Annotated in this window: 14 protein-coding genes; 10 read left to right on the top strand and 4 right to left on the bottom strand. The window is 57.5% G+C overall.

Annotated elements, in window-relative coordinates:
* Positions 1-84: 84 nt before the first annotated feature.
* On the top strand, positions 85-900 hold the full coding sequence (locus NF676_RS20465; protein WP_252886677.1) for a sulfite exporter TauE/SafE family protein: 816 nt from the start codon (positions 85-87) through the stop codon (positions 898-900).
* Positions 901-977: 77 nt separating this feature from the next.
* On the top strand, positions 978-1,667 hold the full coding sequence (locus tag NF676_RS20460) for a DUF6933 domain-containing protein (RefSeq protein WP_252886676.1): 690 nt from the start codon (positions 978-980) through the stop codon (positions 1,665-1,667).
* 3 nt (positions 1,668-1,670) lie between these two features.
* Here NF676_RS20460 and NF676_RS20455 read toward each other — a convergent pair whose 3' ends face one another.
* Positions 1,671-2,657, bottom strand: a complete 987-nt coding sequence (locus NF676_RS20455; RefSeq protein WP_252886675.1) for a hypothetical protein — start codon at positions 2,655-2,657, stop codon at positions 1,671-1,673.
* Between the two features lie 260 nt (positions 2,658-2,917).
* On the opposite strand from NF676_RS20455, the gene NF676_RS20450 reads away from it, so the two are divergent.
* Positions 2,918-3,730 (top strand): HNH endonuclease, encoded by an 813-nt coding sequence (locus NF676_RS20450; protein WP_252886674.1) that lies wholly within the window; start codon positions 2,918-2,920, stop codon positions 3,728-3,730.
* Here the strand turns inward: NF676_RS20450 and NF676_RS20445 are convergent.
* From NF676_RS20445 to NF676_RS20435, 3 genes are all read right to left on the bottom strand, one after another.
* Positions 3,696-4,256, bottom strand: a complete 561-nt coding sequence (locus tag NF676_RS20445) for a BRO-N domain-containing protein (protein WP_252886673.1) — start codon at positions 4,254-4,256, stop codon at positions 3,696-3,698. The genes NF676_RS20450 and NF676_RS20445 overlap by 35 nt on opposite strands.
* A gap of 348 nt (positions 4,257-4,604) precedes the next feature.
* Entirely contained in the window at positions 4,605-5,855 is a 1,251-nt protein-coding gene (locus NF676_RS20440) for a ribonucleotide-diphosphate reductase subunit beta (protein WP_016773579.1), read from the bottom strand.
* Positions 5,856-6,405: 550 nt separating this feature from the next.
* On the bottom strand, positions 6,406-6,666 hold the full coding sequence (locus NF676_RS20435) for a DUF2790 domain-containing protein (RefSeq protein WP_007912695.1): 261 nt from the start codon (positions 6,664-6,666) through the stop codon (positions 6,406-6,408).
* A gap of 442 nt (positions 6,667-7,108) precedes the next feature.
* Between NF676_RS20435 and acs the strand changes: the two genes are divergently transcribed.
* The 7 genes from acs to argR all read left to right on the top strand — a co-directional run bounded on the left by acs (position 7,109) and on the right by argR (position 15,144).
* Complete coding sequence (gene acs / locus NF676_RS20430; RefSeq protein ID WP_056788049.1) at positions 7,109-9,064, top strand: acetate--CoA ligase; 1,956 nt, start codon at positions 7,109-7,111, stop codon at positions 9,062-9,064.
* Between the two features lie 694 nt (positions 9,065-9,758).
* Entirely contained in the window at positions 9,759-10,532 is a 774-nt protein-coding gene (locus NF676_RS20425; protein ID WP_041479236.1) for an ABC transporter substrate-binding protein, read from the top strand.
* A 91-nt stretch (positions 10,533-10,623) separates the two neighbouring features.
* Entirely contained in the window at positions 10,624-11,313 is a 690-nt protein-coding gene (locus NF676_RS20420) for an ABC transporter permease (protein WP_016773583.1), read from the top strand.
* The gene (locus NF676_RS20415) at positions 11,310-12,008 is read left to right on the top strand and encodes an ABC transporter permease (RefSeq protein ID WP_024014019.1); all 699 of its coding nucleotides are present in this window, start codon (positions 11,310-11,312) and stop codon (positions 12,006-12,008) included. Before NF676_RS20420 ends, NF676_RS20415 begins: the two co-directional genes overlap by 4 nt.
* A gap of 1 nt (position 12,009) precedes the next feature.
* Positions 12,010-13,122 carry a succinylglutamate desuccinylase/aspartoacylase family protein gene (locus tag NF676_RS20410; protein WP_041479240.1) on the top strand — a complete coding sequence of 371 codons (1,113 nt, stop codon included), beginning with the start codon at positions 12,010-12,012 and terminating at the stop codon, positions 13,120-13,122.
* A gap of 27 nt (positions 13,123-13,149) precedes the next feature.
* Positions 13,150-13,914, top strand: a complete 765-nt coding sequence (locus NF676_RS20405) for an ABC transporter ATP-binding protein (protein WP_007912705.1) — start codon at positions 13,150-13,152, stop codon at positions 13,912-13,914.
* 249 nt (positions 13,915-14,163) lie between these two features.
* The gene (gene argR / locus NF676_RS20400) at positions 14,164-15,144 is read left to right on the top strand and encodes a transcriptional regulator ArgR (RefSeq protein ID WP_041479242.1); all 981 of its coding nucleotides are present in this window, start codon (positions 14,164-14,166) and stop codon (positions 15,142-15,144) included.
* The last annotated feature ends 5 nt before the right edge of the window (positions 15,145-15,149 follow it).

Raw genomic sequence — 15,149 nt, 5'->3', positions numbered from 1 at the left:
GCGAACATTATTGGCCCAACTACTGAAGCCGGCCAGTGCATCACGCTCTAATGTCCTGGGCTCCCCCGATCCTGGACGCCCACCATGTTCTACCTCCTGCTTACATTGTTCGGTTGCCTCGCCGGCATCAGCGCCGTGCTTTTCGGTTTCGGCGGCGGCTTCGTCATCGTGCCGCTGCTCTATCGCATGCTCACCGCCAGCCACGCAGCTGACGACCCCATTGCCCAGTCGGCCATGCACATCGCCGTGGCCACCTCGACCTGCGTAATGATCGTCAACGCCCTGATCGCCACACGCAAACACCAACGCGCCCGCAATCTGCTCCGGGACTACCTCTGGCCATTGGGCGGGTTTATCGGCGTAGGCGCGGTCGTCGGCGCCATCGCTGCGATGTGGGTCAGCGGTCAAGTGATCCGCTACGCCTTCATCGCCTACCTGGGCGTGACCATCGTCGATTGCCTGCTGCGCCGAGGGTTTCTCACACAGTCCCAAACCACATTCCCACGGCGACTGACCTCAACAGAAACGTCCGCCGGCGGTGTAGGCATCGGCGCCATCGCGACGTTTCTCGGTGTAGGAGGAAGCGTCATGACTGTGCCGCTGCTACGCCGTTGCGGGCTGAGCATGTCGCAAGCGACCTCCATGGCCAATCCGCTCAGCGTGCCAGTGGCGCTGGCCGGCACACTGACGTACATGGCGCTGGCCGGGTTCACCGAGGCTGATCTGGGGGGTTGGTATATCGGGTACGTCAATGTGCTGGCGTTTGCGCTGCTGACGGTTGGCTCGTTGCTGGGGATCAGATTGGCTGCGCGGTGGATTGGGCGGATACCGGATCGGGTGCATGCCTGGATCTATATTGGTTTGCTGATCCTGGTGCTGCTGAGCATTTCGCTGAAATGAATCGTTGATTGACGCAGGCGAAAGAAATCAGAATCAGCGGCAGAGCGTCGCCCTCCAGTCTTCAGCAGAGAACCAGGATGTTGATCTTCAATTGCACCGAAGCCGCCAGTAAGTTCTTCAGCCGTGTCCATAAAGGCAAAACGATCACGCCGGTGGACACCAAACCGCCGTCATCAGTTATTGAGGATGATGAGCTGAACGGCGCGGACGAACAGTGGTTGGTTCATGCGATCACTGTGCAGCGCAAACATGCGTTGTTGGTCCTGCACATCAAAACCCGCTATTGCGTGATCCTGGCTGATGCCAAAAAGGCCGACGCCGAAGGGTTTGTAGCGTGGTTTAACGAGCGTTGGCGCGAAGGTCTGATCCGCGATGCAATCAATCATGACCTCATGCAATGGGTTGATGCGGGGACAATGACCGATCGTCTCGAGCTGAGTCGCGAGTATCGTTTTTATCGCCGTGGCCATCGCAGCGCACAAAAGCACATCGAACAAATCGCCTGGTTTTTCGAGGATTGCGCGGCAGAGTGGGGCTGTTTGCCCCAAGGCGAACGTGCAGCTATCGGTTTAGATGCGCGGATGAATTCGCAAATTCGAAACACCAAGGACCGAAAAGATTACTTTCGCCCTGATGAAGAAATGCTCGCTCATTGGCTGCTCCAGTATTGCGGAGTGGAAGATCTGGGCGTTCAGGCTGCACTTGAGCGACGCAGGGAGGCGGAGCGGGAGATTCGAGCGTTTGAAGAAAGGGCACGCATCAACTGAGCTTCACTTCAACCCCGGCGCTTCACGAATAATGAAGTGATCCAGGTTCTCGATATTGGCATTGAAGACCTCGAAAGGTTTTTCGGGGTTCTTCTTGCCGGGCACCTGCTTCAACTCCGGCGTCACCCCATAGAAGAAACAGAACAACGTCTTGTCGCTATCCACCGCGTGCTTGATCTCCTCCAGAAAGGCCTTGCGCTTGCGGTAGTTGTCGATCAGCTTCTTGTTCAGATAAACGCTGACCGGATACGGCTTCTTCTTACTGTCCTCGGGCTTCTTGAACCAGACCTTGTCCTCGAAGTCGATCCGAAAACTGGCACTGTGGAAGTCCTCGATCTTCTTGATCCGCCCCCAGTAAATCAGCCCCTTGTTGTCCGTCAGATATTCGATCTTCTTGAAGAACGAACTGTACGGCGCCGTATGCTCGCCGACCTTCAACGGCATGCGCTTGAGCAAATCCTTGTCGGCGAAGTTGGAAACAAAACACTCCACCGGATGCGCAAACACACTGGTCTTGTCCGGCGCCGACTCACGACTCGCCGACTCTTTACCATTGCCCGCCGCCGCCCGCACCGAGTCATCGCGCAACACATCCGCCGCCCCCGCTGGCGCGACAGGCTTGCGCACATACTCACGCCGGGTCAGCAACAACTCCGATGGGAAATGCTCCTCACGCCCGTCATCCACCTCGCCATCCGCCGTCTCAACACCCGACGCCGACGCCTTCAAACTCGCATACGGACAACCCGTCACATGCTGCGTCGTGGGCAGATTCTTGAAGTGCGGCGTGCGCACGTAATTCACATTCTTGGCATTGAACGTACCCAACTCATTGGAAGCCTCGAACGCCGCACGACAGGCATCGTTGGGGCACTGGAAGTGTTCCTTCGCCGAGTCAAACGCCACCGTCTCATCGAAATTGAGATCGCGAACGTCATAGATCGACAACTTGTCGTCGAGGCTGAGGCAGTAGGCGAGATCGAATTTCATGGTGGGGCTCGGATCCTTGAGTGGGGGAGGGGTATTAATAGCGGGAGGTGCGTGGTAGTGCACCTACTAATTCTTTTTTTGCTGCAGTGAAGTGGGCATTTTCTAGGCTTCGCTAAAGCATTCTAGAGAGAGATGTGGAACACATGTCTCACCGAACGGCTGAAGCGTTGGCTTGAGTCAGTCGTGAGAGCCTTCCGTAAGTCGTGTAGGACTTTTCTCAGGATTTGGTAATCTCTAGCCTCTGATAAGAGGATGAGTGGATGCCAGCCGTAATTGCCGAGAATGATTTGTCAAAATGGGCCGATCAAACTGGGGTCCTCTACCACTTCCCGAAGCGGTACAAGGAAATCCTTATCCAGGGAACAGAGGTTATTTACTACAAAGGGAAACTGAAAAATAAGGCTTTCTCAGCGTTACGTCTGAGTTCTGCGCCTCACTATTTTGGCTTAGCCCGCATAGGAAGGGTGTATGCAGACAGGAACAGTAAGCGAGGAGACCTGTTTGCTTCTATTGAGGATTTTCGTCAGTTTGAGTCGGCAATCCCAATAAAGCTTGAGGGGGAGTACCTTGAGCAAATTCCCTCAAATCTAAAGAACAATTACTGGCGTAACGGTGTTCGGTCCATTGACCAAACTGTGTTCGACCGGATCTCATCCAATGCTTTGCTGGCGCCATTGCAGGCAGATGACTTCAGCCAGGTTGACGGTACGGAGGATTTTGAAACTGTAATCGTTGGTACTGAAGGTAAAAAATCCACTTATTACGGTGTGAGATACGAGCGCTGTCCCAAGCTTAGACGTCAGGCTATCGCTATTCATGGCCTTCTATGTAAAGCATGTGATTTTGACTTTGAGAAAGCCTATGGGGCGCACGCGAAGGGCTTTATTCATGTACATCACGTGAAGCCCATTTCAGAATTTGAAGAGGAACAAGTTGTCGATCCACTGACTGACCTTATTCCTCTCTGTGCAAATTGCCACGCAATTGTTCATAGAAAACCTCAGCAATTACTGAGTGTTGAGCAATTGAAAGGGCTTCTCAACGGCCGCTGGGTTTTCGATGATTTGACCTAAATGAATGCGTAGATAACTGCAACGTATTTACGACCCGCCGCCACCAAGGATTAGCTTCGATCGTTCGTCGTCGTGGCTGATCATTTAATAGGTGCGGCATATCCCGCAGCCGAATCCAGCCCTCATCCTGCCAATGCAGCAAACTCAAAGACATTTCCGGCCAATCCAACAAACTCAACATTGGCCGATTTGAATCTCCCGAATCCGCAGCGTCACGCAAGGTTGGCACGACCTCATTGGTGAGCCATTCACGCAATAACCGATTTCCCGGTACGTAGTGATAGATCAATAGCGCATACACCCCCGATTGACTGAGCATCAGATGCTGTTCTGGTTCTCGAAAGTACTCGATCCGCATGACGCGGCGTTGATCGCTATCTAGCTTGTGGACCACCCGATCATTCAGGTGGAAGCCCATCAAACGGCCAACATCCCGGGCGGAGAACCATGGCTGATTTTCGAGTAGAAGGGCATGTAGAAAAAGGTTGTGGCGAGAGAAGACTGTTACCGAGCATGGATCAGACATATCTGTGACCTCTACGTTTTGGATTTTGGGAGGGCCGGACCCCAACGTAGAGCGGACTTAAGAAATCCCAACGAGCAGAGCAGTTGCCACCGACGAATTACACGTCTGTGTCACTGACCAAGCTTTCTACGTTGGGCGTTTCTTAGGCACCTGCGATAGAGCTTAGTAGTGCTCGCAGCACGCTTCAATGGGAAGCGACTGCAAGTGCTGTAGGAGATTGAGCGCTGTGACGTAGGCGTAAAGAGGATTACCGATCGCCCATAAAAAAGCCCCGATCAGATCGGGGCTTTTTGCTTTCTCGATTCGCCGACTTAAACCGCAATCGTCAAATCGCGCCAAGCGAGACTATTAGTCCCAGCTCAGAGCACCACCAGTTTGGTATTCGATCACGCGAGTCTCAAAGAAATTCTTCTCTTTCTTCAAGTCCATAATCTCGCTCATCCAAGGGAACGGGTTAGTCGTCCCTGGGTATTCTTCCTTCAAACCAATCTGCGACAAACGACGGTTGGCGATGAACTTCAGGTAGTCCTCCATCATCGCCGCGTTCATACCCAACACCCCGCGAGGCATGGTGTCGCGCGCGTATTCGATCTCCAGCTGGGTGCCCTGCAGAATCATTTGGGTAGCTTCTTCCTTCATTTCGGCATCCCACAGGTGCGGGTTTTCGATTTTGATCTGGTTGATCACGTCGATGCCGAAGTTCAGGTGCATGGATTCGTCGCGCAGGATGTATTGGAACTGCTCGGCGACGCCGGTCATTTTGTTGCGGCGGCCCATGGAGAGAATCTGGGTGAAGCCGCAGTAGAAGAAGATGCCTTCCAGAACGCAGTAGTAGGCGATCAGGTTGCGCAGCAACTCTTTGTCGGTTTCCGGGGTGCCGGTTTCGAACTTTGGATCGGAGATCGAACGGGTGTACTTCAAGCCCCAGGCTGCTTTCTTCGCGACCGATGGGATCTCGTGATACATGTTGAAGATTTCGCCTTCATCCATGGCCAGCGATTCGATGCAGTACTGGTAGGCGTGGGTGTGGATCGCTTCTTCGAACGCCTGGCGCAGGATGTACTGGCGGCATTCCGGGTTGGTGATCAGGCGGTACACGGCCAGGACCAGGTTGTTGGCAACCAGGGAGTCGGCGGTGGAGAAGAAGCCGAGGTTGCGCATGACGATGCGGCGCTCGTCGTCGGTCAGGCCTTCCGGGTTTTTCCAGAGGGCAATGTCGGCGGTCATGTTGACTTCTTGCGGCATCCAGTGGTTTGCGCAACCGTCCAGATACTTCTGCCAGGCCCAGTCGTACTTGAAAGGTACGAGTTGGTTGAGGTCGGCGCGGCAGTTGATCATGCGCTTTTCGTCAACGGCGACACGGGCGGAGGCGCCTTCGAGTTCGGCGAGGCCTTCGGCGACGTCGAGGGAGTTCAGTGCAGCCTTGGCGCGGGCCACGGCGGCCGAGTCGTCGGCGGTGACGGCGCGGGCTTCCAGCGCTGCGGCACCGCCGGCGTTGTCGAGGCGGTCCATGTTGGCTTCGCTTGCGTGGCCGGCGTTGGCGCCTTTCACGGTTGCGACTTCACTGTCTTCTTTATCGAATTCGTCCCAGCTCAGCATGACGTGTCGTCTCCTGCGTGAGGGCTTGTGCCCGTGTGAAACCTGAAGGGTTGGTTTTTCACACGGCCAAACAAGCCGCGTTGGATGTCGTTTTTTGCAGCGCTGCACGCAGGCAAATAAACAGAAATTTTGACGGGTTCCGAGAGCCTCTGATGGGCGCAATCAGCGTATGGCACTGTTGCGGGGCTTCAGAATGGCTTTTGCTCCCTGTAAGGGAATATTGCTGACCCGTATGGGGCGGCATTATAGGGAAATTTTTACCGGCGTGGTGCGGCGAATCGGCTCATGGCGAGGCCGAGGAGGCGGTGGATTTCGGTCCGACCGAGGGATTACAGGGCTTTGCGCGGAATCGGCCCCGGCAGATTTTTTTTCGTTAATTTTTTGCCAGGTGGTTTTTTGTTTAAAAAATAGCCAGAAAAGCGGGTTTTTCACTATATCTAGTGTTTTGCAAGCGTTTTTCACGGCTCCAGACACAACTGAGCCCGACCGTAGCCGGGCTGGAATCGACCCTCAATGTAGCGCTGAGCGATCCGATTCGGTGCAGTCTGGTTCAGTTCGTGCAGCCGTTGCCCATGATGCTGTAGCGCAGGATGTGGCGTTGGCCTTTGGAGTCGTCGTATTCCATTTTTGCCGGTACTACTTCGCAGACATTTGGCACTTCGCTCATCGATACAACTTTGGCGATGTCCAGATGTGTGGAGTAAGTGTATTCCTCGATTACCGGTTGTTGCTGTGCGACATCAGTCGGGACCTCGTCTGCCATGGCGGTTGCGCACAGACTGCTGAGGGCCAGAACCAATAAAGCTTTCATTTCTAATTCACCTTTTTGAGGTCGAGTGGGGTCACGCAACCTTTTTAGGGTTGCGTGTGGAGCTTGAGTATTTGATGCGTTACTTGGAGAGCTGGATTAACGGCCTTCGTGGGGGCTGTAACGTTGTTAATCGCGGTTGCCTTGTTGGCGAGGTGAATTTTAGGGTGGTGGGGCCGGGGTAAACAGAGCGGGTTTTGATAAACACTTTTGGCATATTTGGTAACAATCCCCCAAACACCCCATTCCCTGTAGGAGCTGCCGAAGGCTGCGATCTTTTGACTTTGATCTTGAAAACAGATCAAAAGATCGCAGCCTTCGGCAGCTCCTACAGGGGCGCGTGCGCAGGGGGAGGGTTGTTACTACCATCGTCGAATGGTTCTATGGGGCCCACCCGGCTACAACAGGGTCATACAAAAACAACTATTACACCGAGGTAGGAAAGATGAGTGCGGCTTCTCTGTATCCCGTTCGTCCCGAGGTTCTGGCTAACACGCTGACTGACGAGGCGACCTACAAAGCCATGTACCAGCAGTCGGTCGTCAACCCTGACGGCTTCTGGCGCGAGCAAGCCAAGCGTCTGGACTGGATCAAGCCTTTCACCACGGTGAAGCAGACGTCGTTCGACGATCACCATGTCGACATCAAGTGGTTTGCCGACGGCACCCTGAACGTTTCCTACAACTGCCTCGACCGCCATCTGGCTGAGCGCGGCGATCAAGTCGCGATCATCTGGGAAGGTGACGATCCTTCCGAGAGCCGCAACATCACTTACCGCGAACTGCACGAACAAGTGTGCAAACTCGCCAACGCCCTGCGGGGTCAGGACGTGCACCGTGGCGATGTGGTGACCATTTACATGCCGATGATTCCCGAAGCCGTGGTCGCCATGCTGGCCTGCACCCGGATCGGCGCGATTCACTCGGTGGTGTTCGGCGGTTTCTCGCCGGAAGCCCTGGCCGGTCGCATCATCGACTGCAAATCGAAAGTGGTGATCACCGCTGACGAGGGTATTCGCGCCGGCAAGAAGATTTCCCTCAAGGCCAACGTCGACGACGCGCTGACCAACCCGGAAACCAGCAGCATCCAGAAGGTCATCGTGTGCAAGCGCACCGGTGGCGACATCAAGTGGAACCAGCATCGCGACATCTGGTACGAAGACCTGATGAAGGTCGCGGGCACCGTTTGCGCGCCGAAAGAGATGGGCGCCGAAGAAGCGTTGTTCATCCTTTATACCTCCGGCTCCACCGGCAAGCCGAAGGGCGTGCAGCACACCACCGGCGGTTATCTGCTGTATGCGGCCATGACCCACGAGCGCGTGTTCGACTACCGGCCGGGCGAAATCTACTGGTGCACCGCCGACGTCGGTTGGGTCACCGGCCACAGTTACATCGTCTATGGCCCGCTGGCCAATGGCGCGACCACCGTGCTGTTCGAAGGTGTGCCGAACTACCCGGACATCACCCGGGTGGCGAAGATCATCGACAAGCACAAGGTCAACATCCTCTACACCGCGCCGACCGCGATCCGCGCGATGATGGCCTCGGGTCAGGCCGCCGTGGAAGGCGCCGATGGCAGCAGCCTGCGTCTGCTCGGTTCGGTGGGCGAGCCGATCAACCCGGAAGCCTGGGACTGGTACTACAAGAATGTCGGCAAGTCGCGTTGCCCGATCGTCGATACCTGGTGGCAGACCGAAACCGGCGGCAACATGATGAGCCCGCTGCCGGGTGCCCATGCGCTGAAGCCGGGGTCGGCGGCGCGTCCGTTCTTCGGTGTGGTGCCGGCGCTGGTCGACAACCTCGGCAACATCATTGAGGGCGAGGCTGAAGGCAATCTGGTGATTCTCGATTCGTGGCCAGGCCAGGCGCGTACGCTGTACGGCGATCATGATCGTTTCGTCGATACCTACTTCAAGACCTTCCGTGGCATGTACTTCACCGGTGACGGCGCGCGTCGCGATGCCGATGGTTACTACTGGATCACCGGGCGTGTGGACGACGTGCTCAACGTCTCCGGCCACCGCATGGGCACCGCCGAAATCGAAAGCGCGATGGTCGCGCATCCGAAGGTGGCCGAAGCTGCGGTGGTGGGTGTGCCGCATGACATCAAGGGGCAGGGCATCTATGTCTATGTGACCTTGAAGAACGGCGAGGAACCGACCGAGCAGTTGCGTCTGGAGCTCAAGAATTGGGTGCGCAAGGAGATCGGCCCGATCGCTTCGCCGGACGTGATCCAGTGGGCGCCGGGGCTGCCGAAGACCCGTTCGGGCAAGATCATGCGCCGTATTCTGCGCAAGATTGCCACGGCGGAATACGATGGGCTGGGCGACATCTCGACCCTGGCGGATCCGGGTGTGGTGCAGCATTTGATTGATACGCACAAGACCATGAATGTTGCTTAAGCGTTAGAAGCATAGGAGCCCTGTCCGGTAATGCCGGATGGGGCTTTTTTGTGCCTAGTGGATTTGTGTTGATCGGGCTGGCCTCTTCGCGAGCAGGCTCGCTCCCACAAGGAAACGGGCGCATTTCAAATGTGGGAGCGAGCCTGCTCGCGAAGGCGACCTGTCAGACACCGCAGTAGTCAGCTGTAGGAAACCGCAACACCCCAACCAATAATTATCGATCTGCACCGTCAGACCTTTCCCGCTGTTACCCGCCACAACCCAATGTGTAACCGCCCGCGCCAAACCGGGGCGAAGGGAAACGCGGTGCGCCGTTTTAGAGCCTCAAAACCTGCGCTAAAAAATAAGACATAACGCTGCGCTTGCCGGATTAGAAGGGTTTACGAATAATAGGCCCGCAACTTGCAATATGTATCGGTTCACTGTCTTTCGCTCTTGCATGAATTTGCAGGGCTGTCAATGAGCTCAAACCGCTTTCTCGGTGCATCTGTAATTAGTTGTCGCATTGAAGAAATATCGGCTTCGGGCCTGTCGTTAGAATGCCGATCACTCGCTCATCGTGGCTGACGTTGAAATCGCCTGCGGTTCCAATGGGAAATTTCCGTCGATGCGCAACCGATTTCCGATTCACCCATTCGCATATTGGGCTGTCGCTCACTCTGCCGTTTTTGCCCTTTACCGATGGAGTCCCAAGATGAAGAAACTTGTGCTGCTTGGCGCCCTGGCACTGTCCGTGCTGTCGATGAATGCCTTCGCTGACGAAAAACCGCTGAAGATCGGCATCGAAGCGGCTTACCCTCCATTCGCTTCGAAAGCACCGGACGGCAGCATCGTCGGTTTCGACTACGACATCGGCAACGCGCTGTGCGAAGAAATGAAGGTCAAGTGCGTGTGGGTCGAGCAAGAGTTCGACGGTCTGATCCCGGCTCTCAAAGTGCGCAAGATCGACGCGATCCTGTCGTCGATGTCGATCACCGAAGATCGCAAGAAGTCGGTCGACTTCACCAACAAGTACTACAACACCCCGGCGCGTCTGGTCATGAAGGCCGGCACTCAGGTCAGCGAAGGTCTGGCTGAACTGAAGGGCAAGAACATCGGCGTACAGCGTGGCTCGATCCACGAGCGTTTCGCCCGCGAAGTTCTCGCTCCATTGGGCGCCGAGATCAAGCCGTACGGCTCGCAGAACGAAATCTACCTCGACGTGGCTGCCGGTCGCCTCGACGGTACCGTGGCTGACGCTACCCTGCTCGACGACGGCTTCCTGAAAACCGACGCCGGCAAAGGCTTCGCGTTCGTCGGCCCGGCCTTCACCGACGTCAAATACTTCGGCGACGGCGTAGGTATCGCGGTGCGCAAGGGCGACGCCCTGAAAGACAAGATCAACACTGCCATCGCGGCCATCCGCGAAAACGGCAAATACAAAGCAATCCAGGACAAGTACTTCGCCTTCGACATCTACGGCAAGTAAGACGTCTCTGCGACAATTCCGAAATGGCGCAAGCAACAGAATCTCTGCGGTTTGCGCCATTTTTTCATCCCAACTTTCGAGGACCTGAATCATGTTGAAAGGCTACGGGGCTGTCATCCTCGATGGCGCATGGCTGACGCTTCAGCTCGCCTTGTCGTCCATGGCTCTGGCCATCGTTCTCGGGCTGATCGGTGTCGCGTTGCGCCTGTCGCCGGTGCGCTGGCTGGCGTGGCTGGGCGACCTGTATTCGACGGTGATCCGCGGCATTCCCGATCTGGTGCTGATCCTGCTGATCTTCTACGGCGGTCAGGACTTGCTCAACCGCGTCGCGCCGATGCTCGGCTATGACGACTACATCGACCTGAACCCGCTGGCCGCCGGTATCGGCACCCTCGGTTTCATCTTCGGTGCGTACCTCTCGGAAACCTTCCGTGGTGCGTTCATGGCGATCCCCAAGGGCCAGGCCGAAGCAGGCATGGCGTACGGCATGAGCAGTTTTCAGGTGTTCTTCCGGGTGATGGTGCCGCAGATGATTCGTCTGGCGATTCCCGGCTTCACCAACAACTGGCTGGTACTGACCAAGGCCACCGCGCTGATTTCCGTGGTCGGTCTGCAAGACATGATGTTCAAGGCCAAGCAGGCGGCGGATGCCACGCGCGAGCCTTTCACCTTCTTCCTCGCAGTGGCGGCGATGTACCTGGTGATCACCAGTGTTTCGTTGCTGGCATTGCGTCACCTTGAGAAGCGCTACTCGGTAGGCGTAAGGGCGGCTGATCTATGATCTTCGACTACAACGTCATCTGGGAGGCACTGCCGCTGTACTTCAGCGGCCTGCTGACCACCCTCAAACTGCTCGCGCTGTCGCTGTTCTTCGGCTTGCTCGCGGCGTTGCCGCTGGGGCTGATGCGCGTCTCGAAAAACCCGTTCGTCAACGGCGCCGCGTGGCTGTACACCTACGTGATTCGCGGCACGCCGATGCTGGTGCAGCTGTTCCTGATCTACTACGGTCTGGCCCAGTTCGAAGCGGTACGCGAAAGCTTCCTGTGGCCGTGGCTGTCCAGCGCAACGTTCTGTGCCTGCCTGGCGTTTGCGGTCAACACCAGCGCCTACACCGCAGAAATCATCGCCGGTAGCCTCAAAGCCACGCCGAACGGTGAGATCGAAGCGGCCAAGGCCATGGGCATGTCGCGCTTCAAACTGTACAAGCGCATCCTGCTGCCGTCGGCCCTGCGCCGCGCGCTGCCGCAGTACAGCAACGAAGTGATCATGATGCTGCAGACCACCAGTCTGGCGTCGATCGTGACCCTGATCGACATCACTGGCGCGGCACGTACCGTCAACGCGCAGTTCTACCTGCCGTTCGAGGCATACATCACTGCCGGCGTGTTCTACCTGTGCCTGACCTTCATTCTGGTCAAGCTGTTCAAACTGGCCGAGCGTCGCTGGTTGAGCTACCTCGCGCCACGGAAGCACTGATATGCAACGCATCGACCACGTATTGCCGTGGAGCCACCTGGGCAGCGAGCGCAAGGTTTCGGTTTTCCGTTTTGGTAGCGGCGAGCGCAAGGCCTACATCCAGGCCAGCCTGCACGCCGATGAACTGCCGGGCATGCGCACTGCCTGGGAGCTGAAAAAGCGCCTCGGCGAACTCGAAGCCCAAGGCTTGCTCAACGGCGTGATCGAGCTCGTGCCGGTGGCCAATCCGATCGGCCTCGGGCAATTGCTGCAAGGCAATTTCCAGGGCCGTTTCGAGGCGGGCAGCGGCAAGAATTTCAATCGTGATTTCGTCGAGCTCAGCGCGCCGGTCGCGGCGGCGCTGGGCGAAAAACTCGGTGATGATCCCCATGCCAATGTGCGCCTGATCCGTCAGGCAATGGCCGACCACCTGGCCGGATTGCCTGAAGCGAGCAGCCAGTTGCAAGGCATGCAACGTGTGCTGCTCAGCCACGCCTGCACCGCCGATGTGGTGCTGGACCTGCACTGCGATGCCGAAGCCGCGCTGCACATGTATGCGCTGCCGCAGCACTGGCCGCAGTGGCGTTCGCTGTCGGCACACCTGAACGTCAAGGTAGGTTTGCTCGCGGAAGATTCCGGCGGCAGCTCCTTCGATGAAGCCTGCTCGTTGCCATGGCTGCGCCTGTCGCGGCAGTTCCCCGAGGCGCAGATTCCGCTGGCGTGTCTGGCGACGACCATCGAGCTGGGCGGGCAGGCCGACACCGGCCGCGTCGAAGCCGAGGCTTATGCTGAAGGCATTCTGGCGTTCCTTGCCGAGCAAGGTCTGATCACCGGCGAGTGGCCGGACCCGGCCTTCGAACCGTGCGAAGGCATGCCGTTCGAAGGCACCGAATTGTTGTTCGCACCGCACCCCGGTGTGGTGAGTTTTTCCCGCAGGCCTGGCGAATGGGTCGAGGCGGGCGATGAGATTTTTCAAGTGATCGACCCTGTGTCCGATCGGGTCAGCACGGTATGTGCTGGTACGTCCGGGGTGCTGTTTGCCATTGAACGGCTGCGCTATGCCCAACCCGGTTTCTGGCTGGCCAAGGTGGCGGGGCGCGAAGCGCTGCGTCACGGGCGCTTGCTCAACGACTGACTGACTGTTTTTGTGAGAACCGACCGCATGTACAAACTTGAAGTCCAAGACCTGCATAAACGCTATGGCAGTCACGAAGTGCTCAAGGGCGTGTCCCTGAAAGCCGCCGCCGGCGATGTGATCAGCATCATCGGCTCCAGTGGCTCCGGCAAAAGTACTTTCCTGCGTTGCATCAACCTGCTCGAGCAGCCGCACGCCGGCAAGATCCTGCTCAACAACGAAGAGCTGAAACTGGTGGCGAACAAGGATGGCGCGCTGAAAGCCGCTGATCCAAAACAGCTGCAACGCATGCGTTCGCGCCTGTCGATGGTGTTCCAGCATTTCAATCTGTGGTCGCACATGACCGCGATTGAAAACATCATGGAGGCACCGGTGCACGTGCTCGGCGTACCCAAGTACGAAGCGCGCGAAAAAGCCGAGTACTACCTGAACAAGGTTGGCGTGGCCCATCGCAAAGACGCGTTCCCGGGGCACATGTCCGGCGGCGAACAGCAGCGCGTGGCGATCGCCCGTGCGCTGGCGATGGAACCGGAAGTGATGCTGTTCGACGAACCGACCTCGGCCCTCGATCCGGAACTGGTCGGCGACGTGCTGAAAGTCATGCAGGCGCTGGCGCAGGAAGGCCGCACCATGGTCGTGGTGACCCACGAAATGGGCTTCGCCCGTGAAGTGTCGAACCAGCTGGTGTTCCTGCACAAAGGCGTCGTCGAAGAAAGCGGCAACCCGCGCGAAGTGCTGGTCAACCCGCAGTCGGAGCGCTTGCAGCAGTTCCTGTCGGGCAGCCTGAAATAAATCAGGGCTGCCGTTGTGCACCAGATTAGGTCATGCTTCGCGATCTTCTGGCTGGCTCAGATCCCTGTGGGAGCGAGCCTGCTCGCGAAAGCGGTACAACAGCCAGCAATTATGTTGACTGGTACACCGCCTTCGCGAGCAGGCTCGCTCCCACATTCTGATCTTCACCGGTTTCAGGATTTGTGTTCATTTCCGGGCTAGCATTGGCCCATGCCTTCATCACCGTTGTTCGTTTCGGATTGCCCGCCCATGACTGCCCATCGAATTGGTTTCCTGATTTGGCCCAGCACTAAAGCGTTGACGCTGGCGCTGGCGGAGGAGGCCTTGCGTGTTGCGCAGCGGGTGCACCCGGACGTGGTTTACGAACTGTCGTTCTTGCAGGCCGAGCCGCAGACCGAAGGGGCCTGGCAATTGCCCGGCGAACCCTGGGCCGGCAAGCTCGAGAATTTCCAGAAACTGTTCCTGCTCGCCGACGAGCCGCCGACCACCCTGGCGCCGGCGCTGAGCAGTGCGCTCAAGCAACTGGTGCGTGCCGGTTGCGTGATCGGTGGTCTGTCGGCCGGTGTCTATCCGCTGGCGCAGCTCGGTTTGCTCGACGGTTATCGCGCCGCCGTGCACTGGCGCTGGCAGGACGATTTCGCTGAGCGCTTCCCGAAAGTCATCGCCACCAGTCATCTGTTCGACTGGGATCGCGATCGTCTGACCGCCTGCGGTGGCATGTCGGTGCTCGACCTGCTGCTGGCGGTGCTGGCCCGCGATCACGGCGCGGAACTGGCCGGTGCGGTGTCGGAAGAACTCGTGGTCGAGCGCATCCGCGAGGGCGGTGAGCGTCAGCGCATCCCGTTGCAGAATCGCCTCGGCTCCAGTCATCCGAAGCTCACCCAAGCGGTGTTGCTGATGGAAGCCAACATCGAAGAGCCGCTGACCACCGACGAAATCGCCCAGCACGTGTGCGTATCCCGTCGGCAGCTGGAACGGATCTTCAAGCAATACCTCAACCGCGTGCCGAGCCAGTACTACCTGGAATTGCGCCTGAACAAGGCCCGGCAGATGTTGATGCAGACCAGCAAGTCGATCATCCAGATCGGCCTCTCGTGCGGCTTCTCCTCGGGGCCGCATTTCTCCAGCGCCTATCGCAATTTCTTCGGTGCCACGCCGCGCGAAGATCGCAACCAGCGGCGCAGCAGCAGCCCGTTCGAATTGTCGTCAGTGCCGCCGGAGCGTGGCTGAGCGCG

Origin of the sequence: Pseudomonas siliginis, assembly GCF_024072275.1 — a bacterium.
Taxonomy (GTDB): Bacteria; Pseudomonadota; Gammaproteobacteria; order Pseudomonadales; family Pseudomonadaceae; genus Aquipseudomonas; species Aquipseudomonas siliginis.
The sequence above is the reverse complement of the archived record's forward strand: the minus strand, read 5'-3'. Positions and strand labels throughout refer to the sequence as shown.